Origin of the sequence: Roseovarius autotrophicus (assembly GCF_018069895.1) — a bacterium.
GTDB lineage: Bacteria > Pseudomonadota > Alphaproteobacteria > Rhodobacterales > Rhodobacteraceae > Roseovarius > Roseovarius autotrophicus.
Genome location: NZ_JAGQDH010000023.1, coordinates 1 through 22,837, shown reverse-complemented (window position 1 = coordinate 22,837; position 22,837 = coordinate 1). Strand labels below are relative to the sequence as shown.

13 protein-coding genes are annotated in these 22,837 nt (G+C 59.1%); 3 read left to right on the top strand and 10 right to left on the bottom strand.

The window, feature by feature from the left end:
* Window positions 1–55: 55 nt before the first annotated feature.
* From pglZ to KAK09_RS15820, 8 genes are all read right to left on the bottom strand, one after another.
* A complete protein-coding gene (gene pglZ, locus KAK09_RS15855; RefSeq protein ID WP_210879916.1) occupies window positions 56–2,053 on the bottom strand; it encodes a BREX-3 system phosphatase PglZ in 1,998 nt (665 codons plus the stop codon).
* Window positions 2,050–4,866 carry a helicase-related protein gene (locus KAK09_RS15850; protein ID WP_210879915.1) on the bottom strand — a complete coding sequence of 939 codons (2,817 nt, stop codon included), beginning with the start codon at window positions 4,864–4,866 and terminating at the stop codon, window positions 2,050–2,052. The genes pglZ and KAK09_RS15850 overlap by 4 nt, the downstream gene beginning before the upstream one ends.
* Window positions 4,863–7,655: a DNA methyltransferase gene (locus tag KAK09_RS15845; protein WP_210879914.1), complete on the bottom strand. Its 2,793-nt coding sequence runs from the start codon at window positions 7,653–7,655 to the stop codon at window positions 4,863–4,865. The genes KAK09_RS15850 and KAK09_RS15845 overlap by 4 nt, the downstream gene beginning before the upstream one ends.
* Window positions 7,656–7,667: 12 nt before the next feature.
* Window positions 7,668–9,023 (bottom strand): hypothetical protein, encoded by a 1,356-nt coding sequence (locus KAK09_RS15840; protein ID WP_210879913.1) that lies wholly within the window; start codon window positions 9,021–9,023, stop codon window positions 7,668–7,670.
* Window positions 9,024–9,025: 2 nt separating this feature from the next.
* A complete protein-coding gene (locus KAK09_RS15835; RefSeq protein WP_210879912.1) occupies window positions 9,026–12,757 on the bottom strand; it encodes a DUF6079 family protein in 3,732 nt (1,243 codons plus the stop codon).
* Entirely contained in the window at window positions 12,741–13,229 is a 489-nt protein-coding gene (brxF, locus tag KAK09_RS15830) for a BREX-3 system P-loop-containing protein BrxF (protein WP_210879911.1), read from the bottom strand. The genes KAK09_RS15835 and brxF overlap by 17 nt, the downstream gene beginning before the upstream one ends.
* Window positions 13,226–14,122 (bottom strand): BrxR family helix-turn-helix transcriptional regulator, encoded by an 897-nt coding sequence (locus KAK09_RS15825; RefSeq protein ID WP_210879910.1) that lies wholly within the window; start codon window positions 14,120–14,122, stop codon window positions 13,226–13,228. Before KAK09_RS15825 ends, brxF begins: the two co-directional genes overlap by 4 nt.
* Window positions 14,123–14,341: 219 nt before the next feature.
* Window positions 14,342–15,706 carry an exonuclease domain-containing protein gene (locus KAK09_RS15820; protein WP_210879909.1) on the bottom strand — a complete coding sequence of 455 codons (1,365 nt, stop codon included), beginning with the start codon at window positions 15,704–15,706 and terminating at the stop codon, window positions 14,342–14,344.
* A gap of 175 nt (window positions 15,707–15,881) precedes the next feature.
* On the opposite strand from KAK09_RS15820, the gene KAK09_RS15815 reads away from it, so the two are divergent.
* From KAK09_RS15815 to KAK09_RS15805, 3 genes are all read left to right on the top strand, one after another.
* Entirely contained in the window at window positions 15,882–16,061 is a 180-nt protein-coding gene (locus KAK09_RS15815) for a hypothetical protein (protein ID WP_210879908.1), read from the top strand.
* Window positions 16,058–18,229, top strand: a complete 2,172-nt coding sequence (gene recD2 / locus KAK09_RS15810) for an SF1B family DNA helicase RecD2 (protein WP_210879907.1) — start codon at window positions 16,058–16,060, stop codon at window positions 18,227–18,229. The genes KAK09_RS15815 and recD2 overlap by 4 nt, the downstream gene beginning before the upstream one ends.
* Window positions 18,230–18,325: 96 nt before the next feature.
* Window positions 18,326–19,009, top strand: a complete 684-nt coding sequence (locus KAK09_RS15805) for a UPF0149 family protein (RefSeq protein ID WP_210879906.1) — start codon at window positions 18,326–18,328, stop codon at window positions 19,007–19,009.
* Window positions 19,010–19,551: 542 nt separating this feature from the next.
* On the opposite strand, the gene KAK09_RS15800 is transcribed toward KAK09_RS15805, so the two are convergent.
* Window positions 19,552–21,681, bottom strand: a complete 2,130-nt coding sequence (locus tag KAK09_RS15800; protein ID WP_210879905.1) for an ankyrin repeat domain-containing protein — start codon at window positions 21,679–21,681, stop codon at window positions 19,552–19,554.
* Window positions 21,682–21,938: 257 nt separating this feature from the next.
* Complete coding sequence (locus tag KAK09_RS15795) at window positions 21,939–22,094, bottom strand: hypothetical protein (protein WP_210879904.1); 156 nt, start codon at window positions 22,092–22,094, stop codon at window positions 21,939–21,941.
* Window positions 22,095–22,837: the final 743 nt, after the last annotated feature.

Sequence of the window (22,837 nt, the reverse complement as noted above, 5' to 3'; positions counted from 1 at the left end):
GCAGCCCAGTCCAACTGTATGAAGCGATCAAATCCGATTTGCGGCCTTGTGGGGTTCATTGTTTTTCGTTCTCAACGGAAACTTTGACAAAGGGAACAATCAGCTCTTCGACGGATATCCCGCCGTGAGCGACGACTTGGTCTCCCGGCGATACGAATGCTCCTCGGGTTCCGGCGTATAGCGGCAAGAAGTCGGGCGGTAGTCCAGCGAGATCGAGGCGGAAAGCGTCGATGTTTTCCGGGACCGACGCGGCAAGGGCGGCGCTGCGGTAGGCGCGGACCCGTTCGCCCCGGAGCTCGGAAACAACGCCTTGGCTAAGCCTGCCGATCCCTTCAGCTTCGACATTCCCGTGATCTGCGGTGAGATAGACGCTGTATCCATGCTCGGCGAGCAGGAAGAACAGTCGCTCCAGGAAGCCGGTGGCGCACCACTCGGCGATCTGACCGCTGATGCCGCGCTTGCCCAACATTGCTCCGTGTACGATCTCGTCGATCATGTCCACGACGATGCCGGCGACCTTGATGGAAGGTTGCGAGAGCGCATCCGCCAGATCATCCAGCTGCCCAGTCCGCTTGAGGCTCTTCCGATAGAGGATCTCCGGCTTGCGTAGGCCGTTTTCCTGCCAGAAGCGTGTCCATAGAGCCGGCTCCTTGCTGGTTGTTTCGATAGAATCGGAGAACTCGCGCGGCTTGAGGCCGGAGAACAGAGCCTGGCGTGAAACCGAGGTCAGAGTGGGAAGCCAAGCGAAGCATGCATTTTCATCCACGATCAGATTGGGAGCGCGCGCCGCAAGATGCTCGCGGATCTGAAACCATTGATCCATCGCGAGCCCGTCGAAAACGAGAAGCGCGATGCGTTCCTCGCCCGCACTGCGGCGCATCGCTAGGTATCGCGGCACGTGGTGGACCATGACCGGTCCCCGCGCCGCCGGCAGCGACGGGAGATCGGCAAAGTGCTTAAAAACCCAATCCGTGAGGCGAGCATCGGCGTCACGCTGCAGGGCGTGGACTTGCTCGTGGACGTCGTTTGCTTGCTGTGCGCTCAAGCTATGAAAGCGAAAAATGATTTCGCCCAGACGACGGGAAAAATCACTCCAATCCCGGTGTGACGAGTCCGGCCCGGGCAGCTCTGGGCTAACCCTCCTTACGCCCTCGGCGACCAGATCTCCCAGAGCGTTCGCATCGCATTTCAGCCCGACTTTCGCCCACTCGGGAAGGTTCGATGGAGATCCCTCGATGTCGACCGGCTGGAGCGTACCATCGAAGAACATGTTGTCGACTACGACCCGAACATCGGGGTGGTCGAACGGGACTGAGAACGCGCTGATGTCGTCTCGATCCTTGTCGGTGGACCGCCGGCTGCGGACGCCGTGCTGGGCCAGGAACTGATCCCAGGAGTCCTGCAGGACCCGCAGGGTAAAGCTTTTCGACGAGAACAATTCGGCGCCTGGCAGGTCTTTGAGATGCGGGATGTCAGCCAGAATGCCACCGACATGATCGGCGAGCAGCGGAGGCAAACCTGTTCCACGGTAATGGAGACGCAGAAGCTCGCGCCAGAATTCCTCCGCCCGGCTGAGCAGGTAAGGACTGATCCGGAAGATGTGCGTGAGGATGAAATCCTTTGTCGCGCCTTCTCCCAACGGCTGCGTCGCATGCCTGTTGTGCGCCTCGAAGAGTGCCTCATGGTGTTCCGAGTCGATGTGCCGGATAACACCGTAGCTTAGCTTAGGGAAAAGGTCCGCCAGGCTCAGGCTGACCTTGCGGCCCTCGCGGACATAGTCCCATGGTAGAGCATTCATGTCGGTTCCGCGCAGCTGCAGGACCAGTGCTTTCGAGGATCCGTCCTCGCCTCGGTCCCAAGCGGCGCGGTAGCGTTCCTCGTATTCCGTTCGGAACGCGATGGAATCGTCGAATGGCAACACCTCGAAGCCGCGCTCCCGAAGGCTGTGAAGGATGCGCTCGTCCAACAGGAGATCGTCTGGGTCGCAGGCAATCCAGAAGCGGGCCAGGTCGGCGGGAAACTCCCGCAGGATGCGATCAACCCAGGCGCTCATGACGCGTCTGCCTTCTCTTCGCCGACGCGCAACATCAGGACTGCATTGAGATCGGGGGCGTAGGCTTCGGCTGCGTCGAGTTGCGCCATGCGGGTTTCTTGGTCCGCCTTAAGGCGCTTGCGACGATAGTCCCGCACATTCTGCAGCCCGATCCGGCCAATGGCCTGGTGGCGGGCGTCGTAGGCGTATTGGGCGCGCTCGCGCTCCTCCTGAATACGGGTTCTATGTTCGTCCACCAGTTCGGCAAAAACACGCTCGCCTTGAACCAGAGCGGCGGTCCTGGACCGATCGAACCAGCCGTCGGCATTTTCCGTGGCCGACGTCCCGGTCAGCTCAATTTGCTCAGTGAGAAGGAGGTCCCAGATCCGCTTAGCCGTCGGCAGGAAGGCGCGCCCTGCGTCGTTCACGAACACGGTCAAGAAACGCCGCCGGCTGTAGTCGTCGGCCGACAGGCTGATTTCCCACAGCGACCAAACCCCGCTAACGGTGTCCGGGAGTCCGGAGATCCGCACGATAGGAAGAAGCGGCAACTCGGGTACGCAGCGAGGCAGCTCGCCGATCACGGCCCGGGCACGCGGATCCTCCAAGGTGACCCATTCGACGTCCGGGTGCTCCTCGGCGGTACGGGCATCGAAGCAAACTTTGGCAGACTCACTGCCGTCCGCCCAGCGCACTCGCCATGCCTCTCCGTCTTTGCTTGCTTCGCCTCCCCGTGCGGGTAACCCGGTCGTGATTGCCCGTTCCAACCAGAACTGCGCTGGGTGATCGCGCCATTTGCGCGCTTCATCGGCATCAAGCTCATGAGCAGCAGGAAGGAGTTCCTCGCTCTTGCGGCTCTCCGCGATGGTCGAGCGAAGCTCCGATACGACGGCGTCGCACTCGGTTTCGATGGCGTCAGGGTTCTGCAGGCTCTGGACGAAGAGCTCGTCGAACAACGGTTCGGCTTCGACCGAGTCCATGATGTCGGCGGCCTTGTCGACGCCGAACTCTTCGGCGATGACCGCGAGCTTGGTTTCGAGAACCTCACGCACACGGTGCTCGACCGTATCCTCCAGAACGAAATTGATCGCGCGAACCACATGCGGCTGACCGATGCGGTCGACGCGGCCGATGCGTTGCTCGACCCGCATCGGGTTCCACGGCATGTCGAAATTGATGACGACATGACAAAACTGCAGGTTAAGGCCTTCGCCGCCAGCATCGGTGGAGACAAGAACGCGCACATCGCGCGAGAAAGCCTGCTGGGCCCGGGTGCGCGCATCGAGATCCATGCTGCCGTTGAGCGTGGCGACCGAGAAGCCGCGGCTTTCCAGAAATGCCGCGAGCATCGTCTGCGTCGGCACAAATTCAGTGAAGATCAGAACCTTCAGCTCCGGATCGTTCTCCTCCTGCTGCAGCTTGTAGATCAGCTCCAGCAGCGCTTCGGCCTTGGCGTCCGTGCCCTGGGCTTCGGTGGACCGGGCGAGTTCGAGCAGGGTGTCGACCTCCGCCTTCTCCATCTCCCAGCCGCGAGTCTGGACGGCCAGATCTACCTGTGTCTGGCCGTCGAGCTCGGCCCATTCGTCGACGTCGGCCGTCTCGAACAGGGATGGTTGGAGCTGCGGCTGATCGAGCAGCGCCTGGCGCTTTTCGAGCGTCGTGCGAATAGCCGCAGTGCTGGAGGTCACCAGCCGCTGCATCAGGATCATCAGGAAGCCGATGTGCCGTTGCTTCGCCGCCATGGCCTGGTTGTAACCGTGGCGCACATAGTCGGTGACCGCCTCGTAGAGCTTCTGCTGCGCCGCATGTCGGTCCTGCCAGGCGACGGCCTGAAGCCGGGTGATGCGCGGCTTAAAAAGGGGATTGCCTTCCGCATCGATCGCGACGCGCTTCTCCGTGCGTACCACGAACGGAGCCACACGCTCGCTCGTCACGCTGCTTTCGTCCGGGAAGGAATCGCGGTCGATAAGCTGCATCAGTCGATGAAACTGGTCAGTCTTGCCCTGATGCGGAGTCGCCGACAGGAGAAGGATGTAGGGAGCGGCCTCCGCCAGCGCCGCGCCCAGCTTGTAGCGAGCGACCTGGTCGGTGCTCCCGCCCATGCGGTGGGCTTCGTCGATGATGACCAGATCCCACGATGCCGAGATCAGGTCCTCGAAGCGCTCGCGGTTGTAGGTGCTGAGCTGTTCGATGCTCCAGCCGCGCCGCCCTTCGAGCGGCTTCACGGAGTCGAGCGAGCAGATGACCTGATCGTGCAGCCGCCACAGGTTCTCCTCGTCATTGCGCCATTGCCGGAAAGCGGAAAGTTCGGCCGGTTCGATGAACTGGAAGTGTTCCCCAAAATGCAGCCGCATCTCGGCTTGCCACTGCCGGACCAGCCCCTTCGGGGCCACCACGAGGATCCGCTTTGCCATGCCGCGCAACTTGAGCTCGCGCAGGATGAGCCCGGCTTCGATCGTCTTGCCGAGCCCTACTTCGTCGGCCAGCAGGTATCGGATCCGGTCCCGGCTCATGGCCCTGTTGAGCGCATAGAGCTGGTGCGGCAGCGGTACGACGCTCGACTGGATGGGTGCGAGGAGAAGGTTTTCCTCCAGCGCGTCGAGCAGCTTCGCCGCCGCGGCAGTGTGCAGGATGTGCTCGACCGTAGGCTCGACGGTATCGAGCGACGCTAGGTCGGCGGCACGGGCGCGAACGACGGCGTCCTTGTCCGGCAGCCAGACGCGGTAGGTCGTCTCGCCCCAAATCTCTTGCGCATCGACGACACGGCAGGGTGCGGCATGTCTCTCATGCCAGCACCACGCGCCGATACCAGGTCCGCCGTCCGCATGCGTCACGCATTGGCCTCCATGCGCGTGAGCGCCTGGTCGTACCAGAGCAGCAGCTTTTCATCCTCCTGCAGCGCTTCGTCGGGAATCTTATGGGCAATGCCGATGATCGTCTTGTAGTCCCTGGCTGCCCAGGCGGTTTTGAAACCGGCGCGCAGCACCTCGAGCCTGAACTCTTTGAGCCGTCGGCCAGGAGCGTTCTTGTATCCCTCGAACTCCTTCAGTAGAGACCGCTCGCGCTTCTGCTCCAGGTCCTTCGCCTTGCTCGGGTCGGGAACGTACCAGCGATCCTTGGCCTTCGCCTTCAGACGCGGATCATCCTTCTCCAGCCCACGCAAATCCTTGAAGTTCGTCGAAAGGTAGCTGTGGATTTGGCTGGGCACATCGGCGTTGCCTTCGCAACGGAGGAAGTTGTCTTCAAGCAACGCCGATAGCTCGGGCTTTTCTTCATGCTTTTTCCATCCGGCACCCAGAAGGCTCATGAACTCAGGATGAATCTCTTGATAAGTTGACGGTCGGTTGCGCAAGAAGTCAGTCAACCAATCAATGGCACTGCGCTCATCACTAATGAACATTTCCATCTGCGGAGCCGAGGCAACCCGCGCCCGCTTACGGTCATACTCGTTGGCCTGCTCCGACAGGAAGACCATTCCATCTCGTTCAGAAAATCTTTGAGCGAGGCCTTCTTGGAATTCCTGAGAAGAAAGTGGAACTGGCACATTGTGCCTTACGAACCAGGAGACCATTCGGTCAAAAATTATGCGAGGATCCCTCTCATTAATGAATTCCAAGGATCCCGAACGCATCTTAACTGTTGGCAAATACTCAAGATGAGTTCTGACGAAATCCCAAACTGAAGCCTCGCTGCCCCCAGCCCTTGTAAATCTTTCCTCGAGACCACCGTTTGGCTTGTATGCCGAGATTACGAGGTCCTGCTTCACCGCAGTTGTCGTTGTTACTGCCTTGAAACTTCCTTGCTTCTTGTCGAGCGCAGAGATGTTTGCAACGACGAAGCCAGCCTCTTGCAGAGCCGTCTGAATGGCGTTCCATACGGAGGCCTTCGTATTGGAGAACTCAACCGTCATCCATCGGCCCGGCTTCAGCACCCTATGCGCCTCCCGAAAGCACTGCGTCATCAGCTTTCGATATTCATCCAGTCCCTTGCCATGGGACTTATTCTCAACGGCTTCATCATGGGCGTTCGTAGTGACACCAAGCCAGCTTTCCCAGAGAAAGTTCAGCTCAGAGTAACTAATATTCGCTCCGAATGGTGGGTCGAGGAAGATGTAGTCGATAGACTGATCCGGTATTGTCAGGCTGCCACTATGCCCAGTCGAAATAAATTGATTCCGAATCTTTGGATTGTAGGATCTCGCTATCATGCGCGATTTTTCAGCAAATGCATTTAGTACGTTTTGCTCGCCCTGCAGCGACGGGACGTAAAGAGTGCCGGCCGTCCACCCCTTCATAGGTCCCGTGGATTTGTCGAACCAAGCTGGAGCCCTGAAGCGAGACATCTTCGTTAGAACAGAGAAGCAATCCATCACAGCCATTTTTAGCATAGACCGGACGGTAGGTTGGTAGGATTCTGCCTCGCGAAGAATGCTTGAGACTATCTGAAGTGTTCTGTGTGTAAAATAGTGATGAGTGTGTGTCATGCCGATAGAGTCATTTCGACGGGCTTCGCGTCCTTCCATCATGCGATTGGTTGGGATATTTTTCGGCAGCGCAATTTCACTGACCCGTCGCGCCACCTCAAGGTCGTCTTCATCGGGACGCTTCTCGAAGCGACTTGAACCAACACTGTAGTTTATGAGTACAGGCACCTGCCTTGCGTGCTGGATACTTGTGCCAAGAGCTTCATCAAAAGTACTTGTCCAGGCTCGTTCGAGAGCTCTTTTTTTCATCTCAAAGGAACAATGTGGGCAGGAAAATTCGTCCAGGACCTTCTTGCGAGCATGATCCAGTGCCACGTCCCAATAAATGACTTCTCCTGCGCATTCCGGACAGGTGAAAACGTCCGACCAGACTGTGTAGTTGATCCTTCCCGTCGTGCCGTCAATGTGCCGGGTTTGATACATCCAGCCCAGCTCGTCTTCCGTACTCCGGACTATTTGGCGGACGGCTAAGTCAAATTGATCCAACGGCGGCGGGTTGTTGTAGTTATGGGAAATGAATGTGGCTGCAGGTGAGAGGTCCGTTAGGATAGCCTGCCGTTTTCCGATAGCCGATATTGGCTGCCAGACCGTCCTCCCGTCATCCTGTCGTGCTTCCAGTACGGCTCCGCTCCCATCCACGCGATAGCCCAGAGACGCAACCACGGATGCGTCTGCACATAGTTGAGCTGCAACACCCGTCATGCCCGATCCACAGAAGCCGTCGAATATCACATCTCCGGGTTTTGTATAATGAAGGAGGTATCGAACAATAGCCTTATGCGGTACTTTTGTGTGGTATCCATGGGCGTTGTAAATTGTATCGTTCTTTCCTTCACTTACGTCGGCAACAAACGGATCTTTCAGGCGATCTTCAGTAGATTCGTACTCAGAGCCATAACATCTGACAACTTTTTCCAAGAACGGGTTTGGACAAGCCGTATAGTAGGGCGGATCCGACATCGCGAGGATCGCCTCATCCGATCCCTGCGGAAACCCCTCTTGATTTCGGAACGACGGATCCTTCAGCTTCTCGGCGAGTAACCCGAGGAAATGCTCCCGCCGCACATCCTCGCTCGGGAAGGTCATGCCTAGGCATTCGACTATATTAGCAGCGTTCTTCGTATGAAGTAAGTCGTTCATGGTTTCATCGCCTTATGGGTTCTCGGCCAGTTTTTGTTGCAGGCCAGGATATGCGTAATGTGCGGAACGATCGCCTCCCACTCGTGCAATCTGTCGATCCACGAATGCTTGCCAGTAGTCTCGTGTTTGTCCGAGAATTGGCTTTGTCAGCTCGAACGCTTGCTCCAGGATTTCCGGCGTACCGGCAGCATCCCAGATTTGCCCATTGTCAGCGACAGCCGCCAATATGGCATGCAAGTGGTCGGCAGTAAAGTAGGGCGCAAGCGGAAGAACCACCGACTGTCCGAGTTGTTCCGCATCTCGAAAACTACCGGCCCGTCCATAAAGTTCGATGCCAGCAGGCACGAGCTCTCTGCGAGCATGTTCCGAAATAATGCTGATCTTGGCGGTCGAATCGAAGCCATTGAAGCGGTCGAGGAGAATCTCCGACAGCGGCGCAATGGCGAATCCGTCGAACGCTGCATGCGTCTTCAGAGCTTCCACATCGGCTATTTCAAGAAGTCGCTGAGTACGCATGCGATCTGGCTCTGCCATCCATTCCCAGACTCGAGGATCGCTTTCGAGGAATGGACAGATGCTAAGCAGAACCTCGTCTGGTATCTGCCCAACTTTTGCGGCGACAAACGTTGGCATCATGTCGTCATAAATTGCCGTTTTCGATTTAGAGATTTCGCGAAGTACAACGGCAAGCGTTCTGACTTTTGCGGCATACTTCGGTCGTTCAGCGCCGAAAGGCGCGGCGATGATCGCTTTGATGAGATTGACGACCAGCACGTCTTTCGCTCGATCGAGATACCGGGCACGTAGGAACGTACCGATGTCTTCGGCAGTCGCAGGGAAGGCTGGGCCGAGAAGATCCGCGTCGAACCGAGCTATGGCACTCTTGCCCTGCAGTGGGGCGTGAATGAGAAGGTGCTGTAGGACGTGAACAATGTGCGCCCTAACGAGTTCAGGCGATGGCTGAAATAGCTCGTCTTCAACGACGAATGCAGGATGTGCACAGAGGTGTCGGTCCTCCTGTAGCCTTGCGAGCGCTGCATATTCATGCGGTGCCAGAAGTTGCAGATCGCTGTTGGCCTTTTCGAGCAGCTCGCTTTCGATCGCCTGAAGCTTCCGCTTATCCTTCGCCGCGATAGCGGCATCTAGGTCCGTTACCAAGGCTCGAGGGGCGGCTTCACCTTGGCCGGCCAGCTCGCGCGCCTTTGCGATGATGTCGTAGGCAACTGCGATCCAGATCGACATGATGGCCGAGCGCAATGCGCCGCCACGGTAGGCCGTTATTGCTTCACCGATGAGACGACGCGCCTCTCGGTCTCTGACCGCAAGTACAAGACTATCGATGTCAGAATGGCCAACGCTCACGCTCATGATCATTCCACCACGAAGCGCAGCTTGGTGGTGTCCTTGCCCTTGCAGCGGTCGTTCAGGAATCCCTCGAAGCGCTTGTGCAGATCCTCGGGCGTGGCCGGGGACCCGCCCTGGAGCAGCGCCTGCTTGATGTCCTCGCCGGTCACCGTGATCCGCTCCAGTCCCGAGAGCGCTTCCTGGACGGCTGCGGTGAACTCGGGCGTGACCATGTCGGGCAGCGTTCCAGTTTCTGCAAAGCCGCTCACGATCTTGCGGGACGAGGGTTTCAGCAGCTCGAAGTTGGACTGAATGATCGGGTCTTCGAGGTTGTCGACCAGCGTCTGAACCCAGCTTTCGAGTAGTCGGTCGAGCTCGTCATCGAGCTGCTTCAGCACGTTGCCGGCGGGCAGCATGTCGCCCTGTTCATTGGCCGGCCGGAAGTTGCAGTGCGGGCATACCGGGCTCGCCGCCAGCTCGGAGTCGACGAGGGCCGCGCAGCTTTTCAGCTTGTTCAGCTTCTCCTCGAAGTTCGTGAGCTGGCTCGTCGCCAACAGGGAGATGCCTGCCAAAGCACGCATCGAGACGAGCCGCGGATCCTTCTGCAGGGCGGCCTTCGTCTTGTCTTCCGCCACGCCCAGCCGGGCCTTGCTGTGCTGCGCCGTGTAGGCGGCGATGTAGTCCTTCTTTAGCTGGCGGAGCGTCTGCCGGTACTCGGCTGCGTGCTGCGCGGTTCGGTCCGCAGCCAGCTTGTCGAGGACCTGTTTTCGCGTGTCCTGCGCCTTCTTCACCCAGTCGTGGTTGGGCGAAAGCACGGTTTCGGCCAGCGAAAGATAGCTCGCCGTGCTTCCGAGCTCACCGACCAGCTCCAGCATCCGCTCGACCGCGCCCAAGACATCGAGGTTCTTCTTCTGGGCCGCGATGTCGTCGGATCCGATGCGTAGGTTCTTCAACTTGCCGACGGTGTTGTAGGGCGCAAGGCTCTCGGAGAAGCTCTTCAGCGCGTCGAGCTTGGTGCGCCAGTCGGCGATCTCCTCCTCGCGCAGAAGCGGCTGGCCCCAGAAGCTCAGCCGGCTCTGCATGTCTGTCGTGGCGCTCAGCACCCGCCGCGTAATCTTGCTGACTTCCTCCTGGAGCCGCTTGACCGGCTCATCCGAGCCTTGCGTCGCCTGCTGGGCGAGCCCGGGCGGCAGATCGAGCATTTCAAACAGCGAGCGAAGGACCGCGACGTTGATTTCCTTCGGCGCTTCGACGTGTTTGAAGTGCTTCAGGTCGTCTAGCGACCGTTCGGCCAGCAGGGTGAGCTTGCCAGAGTCGATCTTGTCGCCGGTGATGGCGAGGACGATGTCACCCGCATAGACCAACCCACCCAGCACGGTGACAAGCAGGTCCGGCTCAAGGCGGAATTTTAGCGGGGCGAAGTGCTCGACGTCACTGTCTCCGCTGAGCAGCTCTGTGCGGTTCAGCACCTGGCCATGACCCTTGCCCTTCAACCGCGACAGCACCTCCTGGGCATAGCGCGAACGTGCCGGGTCGATGCGATCGCCGTCAAGCATCTCCAGACCGTCGAGAATGACTATGGCATCCTTGGTGCGGTTTCCGCCAGCGAGCGCGCGGAGCGCGTTCCCGACGAGCTGCTTTCGGTTCGATTCCGTTACCAGCGCCGAGAAGGTGGGATAATCGGGCGCCACGTCGGCGAACTGGTTCTTGAGCGCCAGGCCAGAGATGATGTTCACCACATCCCGGAAGTTGATGCGCTCCTGGGGGCCGAGACGGGCCTTGTCGCGAAGCGAGACGCCCTTGGACCACTCCTGCAGGGTTTTGGCCTTGCCCTGATAGGTGACCTCGTAGGCTGTCATCTGCTTTTCCTGCAGCCACTTGCTCATGTCGCGCAGAGCGTCTTTGGCCTTGTCGAGGTAGATCGACTTCGCGCCACCACTGGCTGTCGACGCCAGATCTTGCGCCGCGGCGTAGAAGGAGAGGTGGCGACGGACCGCGTCGTCGATGCCCTTTAGACGGAAAAACACCTCGTCAGGCTTTTGATCATCGCGGAAGCGCGGCGGCTCGAAGGGCTGGATGAAGTAAATATAGAAGTCCCGCTCGGGCTGGGCGGTCGGCCGGTCGTTCGGAGCGCCGAAGAAAAGGTAGCCGTCTCGCTCGGCCCTGCGCTCTTGCCACTCGACCTGGTACTGCCAGATCTGGTGGCCCGTTACATAGCTGGCTTCGTCGGTGCGTTCCATGAGTTGGCGGATCGCGCTGTAGTAGGCGCGATCAAGCGCGTCGTCAGAAAGGGTTTCAGCGCGCTTCTCGATCTGCGCGTCGTAATCGACGTCTTTCTTAAGGTCGAGATAGTACTGCTCGGTATCGGGCGCCTTGGAAATGAACTGGCCGTTGACGGTCTTCAGCGTCTCTCGGAGCACGGTCTGAACCTGAGATAGAAGGTCAGCCTCAGGATCGCCGCCCATGTCCTCGATACCTGGCTGATACAAACAAAGCGCGTCGCGGAGTTCCTCCGCGGTCGGACCCACAGGCACATAGATGTCACCGCCGGTTGTCAGGCGGTGGACCGAAAGCCCCTTGATGATCCGCAGCGCCATGGGCCTGTAGGCAGGGCGGGTGAACGCCTTGGTTACGCGCTCCGTCAGCACCTCGGAAACTTTGAGCACCGGACCGATGTTCGGGTCGGCCCGCAGGACCTGGTTCGACTTCACCGTATCCCAGAACTTGTCGTAGCCGATAAGGCCCGGCCGATCCTCCGGCACCTCGTCGTCGAGGATCGCCTGGATCTGGTCGCGGAGCGTAACGAGCGCGCCGCGTTTCTCTGTGAACACCAGCCGCTCGAACGTGCCGATGTAATCGGGATGGACGGGGAACAGCCGGACATACTCGTCCATGCGCTCGTTCATGGAGCCGTAAAACTTGGCGAAAGGCGTGAGGTACGCCCGGATCTTGTTCTGTTGATCGGATGACTTTTTCAGCAGGCGTTCCGCTACCACGAAGCTCACGTCCTGACGCGCCAGGAGGACCTGAGTGAAGCGGTCCTTCACGCGGCGCAGACTGTCCGCGACATGCTGAAAGCGGCTGCTGTCGAAAATCGCTTCCTGAACGCCGGCCACGAACCGGAAGCGCAGGTGTTTGGTTACTTCGCCAATCTCGCGCAGGAAGGACAGGTCGAGCACCAGATCGTGATCACGGCGGGAGCGGAGGTAGTCGAGGAACTCGTCCACAACGAGAAGAATGCCTTGGTTCGGATGAACCTCGGCAAACGCCGCCATCATTTCCTCGAAAGCTGCTTTGTTGTTTGTGACCCTGTCGGCGGGCGGGAAGGTGTAGCTGACACCGTTCTTTTCGAGGAACAGCTCGAGCTGCTGTGTGATGATATCCCGAAGAGACATCTGGCTCGAGATCTCGATCCGATGGACCTTGAATTTGCCGGCAATGGTTTCTGCGGCCTTGGCGACTTTGGGGTGCTGAATCAGCTGAGCGTAAGCGGCGTCCTCGGCGACCAACGAGAGCACCGACATCAAGTGCGACTTACCGGTCCCGTAGTTGCCAACGACGAGAACACCGGTATGGTCGACCGCCCCGTCGAAAGATAGCTGAGGGATCATGAGGCTCGCGATCCGCTCGGCCATGTCATCGGAGATGACGTAGGTCGAAACCAGTTTCTTCGCTTCATTTGGACGATTGGCGTCCAAAAGCTGGATAACTGATTCGATTGGCTCGAACTGAATGAGATCACTATAGCGCATCGACATCACGCTTTCCCCCGTCACTTATTTCGAATGGGACTAGGCCATTGATGCCATAGTCCTGATATTCTGGATGGCCTGCCCTGCCATAGGAAAGCCGACCGTCTCGAACCTCACCCGGCCACACGCAAATGACGCGGCGCGCGTGGGCGTGTCGCTTCAGAAAGTCGAGCGGATTTAGCAGCAGAGTACGGTCGAAAAGCAGTTCAATGTTGTCTAACAATAGCAGTCCTTCGCGCGCTGTCTCGTCGGTCAGGTCCTTCATCAGGTCCACGGCATGAAGGTGACGGCGCGTGCTGGGCACCATGAGAAGCTGTTGTCCAAGCGCCGCCCCCACATTCAAGACAGGGACATTCCTGTGCTGAGATAACTGCACAAGCAAAGCAGTCTTGCCGGACCGAGGCGGACCGATCAGAAGCACCAGCTTGCTGTTCAAGCTGGTGATGTCGTCGACAAGCTTCTCAAGCCTTTCGATCATCCGCCAGCCCTACTCCCCGAAGCGCCGATGAAGGCCGCCGCTCGTGCATCGAGATCTGCGGCGTTCAGCAGCACAATCTGTTGGTCCTGCGGTCTTCTAGCGGCCGGGTCGGTGTCCAACCCAAGGCGACGGAGCGCGTAGGAGAGCAGTGCCCGCCGAACCTTGATCTTCGTCTTGCCGCCCCGCATGCCGTAGTCGAGCGCGATGACCTTGGCCTGGGTATCGGAGAGATCGGGGTGGGGGCCGACCTCGAGCGTGACTTCCGAATGCCAGTCGCTGTCGTCGACTGCCGCGATTTCGCTCTCGCGAGAGCCACGAATGCCAATGATCCGGGAGAGCAGGAAGTCCTTGAAACAGTCACCGGTCTGGCAGAATGCCCGTGTGTGCCATCTAAACCCATCGAACGCGATGGCATGGGGCGCAATCCAGCGCCATCGCGGTTCCGGGCTAGACAGGGACTGGTACTTTACCTCGAGTGCCTCAGACCGGCGGATGGCGCCGACGACTGAACGCAGCGTTGCGGGGTTTACACCGCGCACTGGCGTTGGGGCTGACGCGTATGGCGGGAGATCAGCGATCCAGCAGTCCTCGCGATCGAGGATCCCGTCTGCGACGGAGCGAAGTTGAGAGAGGTAACGGCTCGCGTCCGGCTCAAGGAACTGCGGCTTGAAGCCTGAGCCGCGGACATAGGTCCGCGCGCTTTTGTCGTAGACCATGTTGTCAGGTGCGAAACCGATGTACCGATTCAGGTCGGTGGACGCCTGGTTTACCGAAACCCCGAACTGGTCCATCAGATCGCTTCGGTTCACATGTCCCTCCCAGAACAGGCGGAACTCGATGAACTCTAGGCGCTGCTCTATGCCCCAGCGCAGTTCAGCTCTTTCTTCCCCCACGCCGCTCTCTCCGACTACCCCATGGGCATGCGAACTGTGCTCACCCACTTTCTGTGCTTACCCTAGCGGCGAGCGGCTTGATGATCAAACAGAAACGGCACTGCCGACGAGGAAGCATCGGAAGAATTGTCTCGGGTCGTCAGCATGAATTTGTCGCATAGTCGAAATATGCCGAGAAAAAGTACAAAACTCTCTAGCTGATGCCGGCCATTCGACGTTTCACAATTGCAGCAAGTAGGCCTCGATCTCGTCGACCAGCCCCTGATCGACTTCCCCATTGCCCCGCATTTCTGCCAGTGCCGCTCGGGCGCGGTGTTTACCTGTCCACTCTATCTCAGGGGCGTCTGCGGCCGACCAGCGGCCTTCCAGCCAGGCTTGGTACTGCGCGCGCTCTTCCATTGAGAGCAGCTCGGGCGCATGAAACGCCACCAGCCGCCGCCCAAGCTGGCGCAGCCGGGCGTCACTGAGGTTGGCAACTATCTCCTGACGTCGCCGCCAGTCCGCACGCTGGAACTCTGCCAGCAGCGCCTTGTCGGCGTGGCTATAGAAGCCCCCGAAGATCTGCTTCTCTACAGGTGGCGTCGGCGCGGCTGGATCCTCGGAGAAGCGCGCGGCCATTGCCTGTGCAACGCGCGCCCTGAACTCCGGAGCCTGCGCGATGACCGCGGCCCGCTCGAGGTGTTCGGCGCTGGGCGCGGGCACAGAGAGAAGCGCGGGTGACTTTTTGATGCTCAAGGAGCGGATAACCTTGGGTGATGCGTCCACCGCTGCGAAAACAGTGGCATCATCGGCAGCCAGAAGCTCTGCCGGATCCGCAGCGTCGAGATCGAAGAAGGCGGCCTGGTTCGGGTTGCTGGCCGAGGTGCCGCAGAAGCAGCCGATCGTCGCGCGGGGCGGGCCGCCCGCGAAGCGCTCAACGAGGGCCATGGGCCGGAAGCTCGCGAGGCGCGCCTGCACCGATCCCTTGTCGCGATTGGACAGGAGCTCTGCCCAGAGCTCTGGGGCGCGCTGGGCAATCTGGCGCGCAATGTGGATCGTCGCCTCTACGTCACCGAGCGCGTCATGGGCATTATGCGCCGCGAAGCCATTCATCGGCGCAATGCGATCCAGCTTGAAGCGCACGCGGCCGGTTTCATCCACGGGCCATTCGAAGAGATCAGGCTGACGATACCAGACCGCATAGAGCGCCGTCAGGATGTCAACCCGGGTGTTTCCGTTGAACTGGGTGGCGAACACATCGGGCTGCAGGTTTTGGTAGAACGCCTGGCGCAGCATCTCTTCGTCGAAATGGATGCTGTTGAACCCGGTCCAGGTGGCAGGTGACCAGCGCGCGATCAGGGCCGCGATAGCTTTGGTGAACTCGAAGAGCGAGGGCAGTTCCGGATCCAGGAGCTGCGCTGGGCGCACACCGGTGACCGCCAGCGCCCATGGCGAGGGAATGATGTGCGGCGCGATGCGGCAGCGCAAATTGACCCGCTCAATCTCCCGGAATTCGCCATCCGTCAGAATGGCCGCGAATTGCAGGGGCTGATCGAAGGCGGGCGAGATGCCGGTGGTTTCGAGGTCATAGAAGGCAAAAGTCATGGTGCACCATAACTTGGGGCAACTGGATCGTCAGCAACCATAGTTCGTTGAAGCCACCGAAGCCTCGGATGAGCGCGCGCGCGTTAACCTTTGCGTCTCGACCGACAGCGGTCTGCGTGGCAGAAGGAAGCTCGGCGCCTGGCGCTCATCCCCAAAATCAAAGACGGACCATTTCTTGCTGCGACTCACCCTGATCCTCTCCCTGCTGCTTTTGCCGCTGCCGGTTCCGGCGCAGACGATCACTGGGGTGGCCAGCGTGACGGATGGGGACAGTCTGAAAATCGGCGGCACGCGCATCCGGTCGGGCAGCTTTGTCATGCCGTGGGACTGGCGGCGCGGCGCGCGAACACCATGAAACCCCAAGCCGACAGCACCACGGAGGTTCTGGCCGGCCTGGTGGAACGGGTGACCTTCCACAATTCCGAGAACGGATTTTGCGTCCTGCGGGTGAAAGCACGCGGCCACCGGGACCTGGTAACCACGGTTGGCCACGCCGCGATGATATCGGCGGGCGAATGGATCACGGCCTCCGGTATCTGGCTGAACGACCGTACGCACGGGCTGCAGTTCAAGGCGCATTTTCTGAAGACCTCGGCCCCATCGACGCTGGACGGGATCGAGAAATACCTCGGTTCCGGCATGATCCGCGGCATCGGGCCGGTCTACGCCAAGCGGCTGGTCAAGGCGTTCGGCAAGGACGTCTTCGACATCATCGAGGCCGCGCCCGAGCGGCTGCGCGAAGTCACGGGCATCGGGCCGATGCGCGCGGCGAAGATCACGGCGGGCTGGGCGGATCAGAAGGTGATCCGCGAGATCATGGTGTTTTTGCATCAGCACGGGGTGGGCACGGCGCGCGCTGTGCGCATCTTCAAGACCTATGGCACGGATGCCGTACAGGTGATGAGCGAGAACCCCTACCGGCTGGCCAAGGACATCCGCGGCATCGGGTTCCGCACTGCCGACGTGATTGCAGAGAAACTCGGCATTGAGAAGACCGCAATGATCCGCGTGCGCGCGGGGATTTCCTTCGCACTGACCGAGGCGATGGGCGATGGCCATTGCGGACTGCCGCGCGCCGAGCTGATCGGTCTGGCGGGCAAGCTGCTCGAGGTCCCCGCGCCCTTGATCGACAGCGCGCTGCAAGAGGAACTGGCCGAGGAGACGGTGACCGCCGATCGCGTCCGAGACGCGGACTGCATCTTCCTGACTGGACTCTATCTCGCCGAGCGCGGGATCTCCGAGCATGTTAAGCGCATCCGCGCGGACGCCCTGCCCTGGCCCGAGATCGATGCGGACAAGGCGCTGCCCTGGATCGAGCAGAAGACGGGGCTCACCCTTGCCGCCAGCCAGGCTGAGGCGATCCGCCTGGCGCTGCGCTCGAAGTTGATGGTGATCACCGGCGGCCCCGGGGTGGGCAAGACCACGATCGTGAACTCGATCCTGCGTATTCTGGCAGCCAAAGGCGTGAAGCTTCTGCTCTGTGCGCCGACGGGGCGCGCGGCCAAGCGGATGACCGAAGCCACCGGCATGGAGGCCAAGACCATCCATCGGCTCCTGGAATTCGACCCGAAGGCCTTCGGCTTCAGGCGCAACGACGAAAGCCCGCTCGACTGCGACCTCCTGGTCATTGACGAGAGCTCGATGGTCGATGTGCTGCTGATGCAGTCGCTCCTGAAGGCCGTGCCCAGCACTGCAGCCCTGCTCATCGTGGGCGATATCGATCAGCTGCCTTCTGTGGGCCCCGGCCAGGTTCTGGCCGATATCATCGGCTCACGGGCGGTGCCGGTGGTGCGTCTGACCGAGGTGTTCCGGCAGGCGGCGCAGAGCAAGATCATTACCACGGCGCATGCCATCAATGCAGGGCGACTGCCCGATCTCGGCAAGCCTGATGGGGAGGCGGATTTCTATTTCGTGCCGGCCGCGGACCCGGAGCAGGCTGTGCCGCGCATCGTCGAGATGGTCGCCAAGCGCATCCCGCAGCGCTTTGGCTTCAATCCGATCAAGGACATCCAGGTTCTCTGCCCGATGAACCGCGGCGGCGTCGGTGCGCGCTCGCTCAATATCGAGTTGCAGGCCGCCCTGAACCCCGCTGGCGATAAGCGCGTGGAGCGCTTCGGCTGGACCTTCGCTCCCGGCGACAAGGTCATGCAGATCGAAAACGACTACGACAAGGACGTCTATAACGGCGACATCGGCATGATCGAGGATGTCGATCTCGACGAGGGCGAGGTCGCCGTGGATTTCGACGGGCGCACCGTGGCCTTCCTCTTCGGCGAGCTGGACACGCTGGTTCCTGCCTATGCTGCCACGATCCATAAGAGCCAGGGGTCGGAATACCCGGCGGTAGTCATCCCAGTCATGACCCAGCACTACGCAATGCTCCAGCGCAACCTGATCTACACCGGCGTCACGCGCGGCAAGAAGCTCGTCGTGCTGGTGGGGCAGAAGAAGGCGGTAGCCATCGCGGTGAAGAACGTCTCCGAACGTCAGCGCTGGTCAAAACTGGATGAATGGCTAGCATGAGAGACCCTGGAAAAGCAATCGCACCGCACGCGCTCACAGGCTTCAATCCTCGGCGCAATTTGAGTATCAGCGCGGCACGCGACAAAAGGACGGGGCATGAATAACGACGAGAAACGGCTGGATCGCCTGAGCGAACTGCTGCACGCGCTGCCGGTCGACAACTTTTCCATGACGCTCAGCGAACTCGACGGCTATGTGACTGGCATTCTGGCGTGCCCTGAGATGATCCCACCCTCGAAATGGCTCCCCGAGGTGTGGGGCGAAACCGGCGAGGCGCAGTTCGCCGATCACAAGGCGGCAGAAGAAACGATCGGCGCCGTCATGACGCATTACAATTCCGTGGCCGAAGCGATGACCCGGTCGCTCTGGATCGAGCCGATTTACGCCGTGGACCCGAACAGTGACGAGACCCTCTGGGAGCCTTGGGTGGATGGCTTTACCCGCGCGATGCGCCTGCGACCAGAGGCCTGGGAGAACCTTCTCGACCGGGCCGATGAAGAAACCAGGACGACGATAATCTTCCTGATGGCGCTGCAGGACATCAACACCGGCAACAGCAAGTTCACGGATGAGGAGATCGATGAAATCGACATTGAGGCGCCCGACTTGATCCCGAACTGTGTGGCGACGATCCTGCACCAATCGCGCCCCGAACTTGCTGGGACGGTTGCGGCCAATAATCCCGGCAAGCCGCACAAGGCCGCACCCCGCCCCGGACGGAACGACCCCTGCTCATGCGGATCGGGTCGCAAGTACAAGCAGTGCTGTGGCCGGAATTGAAAAATAATCAATTCCGGCCGCCCTGCCGCTCCGCTCGGCGCGTCGCCTCGGCCGATCCCGGCGCCGTAGGGGGACTCGTGATTTGTTGACGTGGTGTTGACGTAAAACGCAAAAATGCCTGTGGTATCAGGATACCATCAGGCAAGCCTTTGATATATTGGGTGATCTTGGTTGCGGGGGTAGGATTTGAACCTACGACCTTCAGGTTATGAGCCAAAACGCGAGCGATTCCAGTAGGTTAGGGATTTCAAAGGCTTGCGGGCCAACCGTTTGATTTCGCGCGATTTCCATGTTTGCAGCGGGCGGGATTCACCGTCTTTCGGCAGCAAACTTGGTGCGAAACATGCATTCGTGGGTTGATGTGGCGTTGATGTAAGAGGATTGTTCGTGCGCCGACCATAATCGTTTTCGGCCCTTTGCGGCCATTCATCCTGCCGAGTGCCCGTTGCATTGCGGCCTGCCAAACCGGACATTCGCCACACGTGCATGATCCAAAGTGATTTGAACTCATTGTCGCTGACGGTGATGAAATTTTCGGCCTTTTATCGACCGAGCATCTTCGCCTCTCTCAACCAGATCCGGTCCGATGGGCAAACCCAGCTAAGGAAGTCAGAAGCCAGTCGCGAATGACCGAAGAAGTGAAGGCGTGACAAGGCGGTTCCGCCGCGCACGTCCAGTGAACGAATTTGGGCACCATTGTCCATCAATGTCTTTAGCAGCCACGGGTTTCCAATTTCCGCCGCATATAAAAATGGCGTCAGCTCATCCTCTCCAACAACCGCATTCACATCCGCGCCAGAGTCCAGCAGAAACCTCACAATTAGGCGCGTTGGAGGGCTGTCGCCTTTGAGCAGGTGTTTTGCCAGTTCGGGCAGAATTGCTAATTCATTTGGTGCGTGGCTCGAAAGAGACTGTGCGCGGCCTTCTTCAGCCGGAAATGGCGAAGTGGTCTTGCGCACGAATGCAGGGAAATCAGCACCTGCTATTCCGGTTTGTATTGCCGTTTGGGCAAAAGTGTTAGGATTTGCGAACCGTCCTATCGCTTCGAAAAGAGCCGTTTGATGTTTCGATCCCCTGACTTCAGTATCAGCCCCTTGCGCAAGAAGGCCTTGAACAAGGTCTACTTTTCCGAGGGCGGCCGCCGCCAGAAGAGTGGATTTCCCGCCCTTGGTTCTTCCGTTGATCACCTCCAGGGACGTTACGGGCAGCAGTGCCCAAAAGCAGGCGTCATCACCACCCTGAAGTGCGTTCAAAAGCGCTGAGCCCCCGTTTTGATCAAGGATATCGGGGTCAGCGCCAGCCGCAAGCAGTTGCTGGACCTTGTCGACTTGTCCGAGGTGAGCAAAAAGCGCAAGTTGCGGCGTAGGGGTCGGACCATACCCTTTGATAGTTCGGTTTGGGTTTCGAAGATCGACTGCGCGGCTTTTCCAACTTGAAAGATCAATGAGATAATCTTCGACGGGATGCGATTTGAAAGCCGGGGCGGCTTCTGGAAACGGCTTAGGAAAGTCCCTTGCCACAGCCAGTTTCGCATCTGGAATATCTACTTCCAAACAAAGCCCACCACAGAAGCCTTCCCACTTCGCATAAATCCGTCGCTTCCCAAGCATCCGCGAAATGTTCAGGACGTAATGAAGGCAGCTCTTCAGCTGAACGGCGCTACGAAATTGAAACCAATAGGCAGCATATTCAAAAGCATCGAGGGCATCTTCGAGTTTTCCCAACTGGGCGAGATAGCGCCCCCTGTAGAAGCCAAGGCCTGACAGACGAGGTTGTCCATGCAGAGAGTTGTCCAAGCTCTCGAAAAGCGCATCGATCTTAGAGATATCACCTTTCGCCTTTTTGCGGCGTGGGTCCGTAAGTCGCGCAATCTCATTGACGGATTTTAGTTGTGCTTCACTGAGGTCGCAGCTTTCTCGAAGGGCCGGCGTCTTCATCGTTGAAACGATTACCGACTGAATCGCGTCCAGAGCAAGGGCGATTTCATACCCTGGAATGTGTTTCCGACAATCAACCAACCTGAGATTGCAGTACCGTTGGTATAACCTACCTACCATCAGCGCACGAGCGAACCCGCGATCCCAGTGTTTCATAAGCGCCAGGATCGTGTTGATCTGAACGTCGTGATCGCCTTTAGACCATCGGCCAATCGACACCACCCAATTTTCAACCCCTTTACGCAAACCGGGTTTACTCTCGATTTCGACTGCGAGCGGTGTAAGCCCAAAGTTTTTCACGCGAGACTGCCACAAAAGCTGTGTAGCTTTTTCAGGCTTGCCGAGTATCTCTCGTGGTGAAATCCCCGTAGGGGGCAAGATGTTTCGAAAAAGGTCTTGGAAGCAGCCGAATGCCACTCTGTCGAAAAGCGCACGCACGACCTCGGAGGGCAACGCTGAGCAATCAAGGTGGAGGCATAACTGGGTGTATACCTGAAGCATCGGCAGGAAGTCGGTTGCCCCCCAATCTTGATTGCCATTCGCGTCATGAAAATCACAAAGATGCTTTTTCAGAAGGTCATTCGACGCATCGGGGGACAACGGTTTGCCTTGTCGAAGGCGCTGTAGCTCCTTCTTGAGACCCGCCTCATTTGCATCGTCAACATGGGACATCGCACGGATCAAGAACACAACGATCTCGGAAGGTTGAGGGATAGGAGTAAGATCGTGCGCCATTATGCTTGGGCCTGTCGCCGATGCAGCCTGGCTAACTCTGCCATCACATTGCGAACAGCCCTTCGATCACTTGGTGTGCGAGAGAACACCAACAAGCCACCGTCAGCGAGAAGCAGCTTTGCGTGTTTCTTTCCATGGACGAAACGCGCCCCAGAAAAAACCTCGTCTGCAATAACTTTGTTCAACATCTTATCTTTTGAGTAGTACATGTTGCACCTCGATATCGGGATGGTGGAGTGTCCACCATCCCGAACCGCTCACTTTTTGACGCTGGAGCTGTTCGCGACTTTCGCTGCCGCACTTTGAGCACGTGCGGCGAAACTTCCTTTGGCGGTTTGACCGCCTGTCTTCGCCGCGCCTGCGGACTGAATTCGAGCGGCGGCCTTAGGGCTCATGATTTTTGCTTTGGACATCTCGGCTTCCTTTCGGCTTGAGAATGCCGGTGTTATGACGTTTTGGAGCTCACTTGCCAAAGGACAAGTTGGGGACAACGTTTGATAACTTTGCGAAAGGGCACCGAAAGCCACCGCTGGGGCATTCCCGAAACAGGCTCACGCGTCGTGCTAAGCAGTGGCCGCATCCGAAACCCACGGTGATCCCCCCATGAACCTGAAGCGTTAGCCGAATGTCTGCTTTGGCGGTTGATCCGGGTTGCGCTGGCGCCCGCAGCAATCGACTGCTCCCCACCCACAGCGTAGTTGGTTGGCGTTGAACGGGCCGCCCCTCAAGGCAACACTCCCAAATCGCCGCGTTGATGAGGCCAAACTCCGCGCTCCCCTCAACGAGGGACACACCCTTGTGCCTGGCGGCCGCAATCTCGGCATATCGCATCAGACCCACGCTCTTCCCGAAGGCTATCACGATTCTGTTTTTCTCGACGTCTGGTTCTTACGGGGGCGTATGGGGCAAAATCGCCTCAGGGACGAGTCCTTGATGATTCGACAACCCTTAGATGCAAACGCTACCCCACAAACAATCACTGCCCCTGGCGGATCATTCTGGCTGCCAAGTGCCCAATCAAGGCCCAATTGAGAACGGCGGTGCAAAATTAGGCCACGGTAGCGGCGGGATAGTCTCGCTGCGGGCGGAGTAAAATTCTGCCACTTTTCCCTTCTTGCGGCTGCAGGGAGGGTGGGGAGATCTATACCGTGGAACT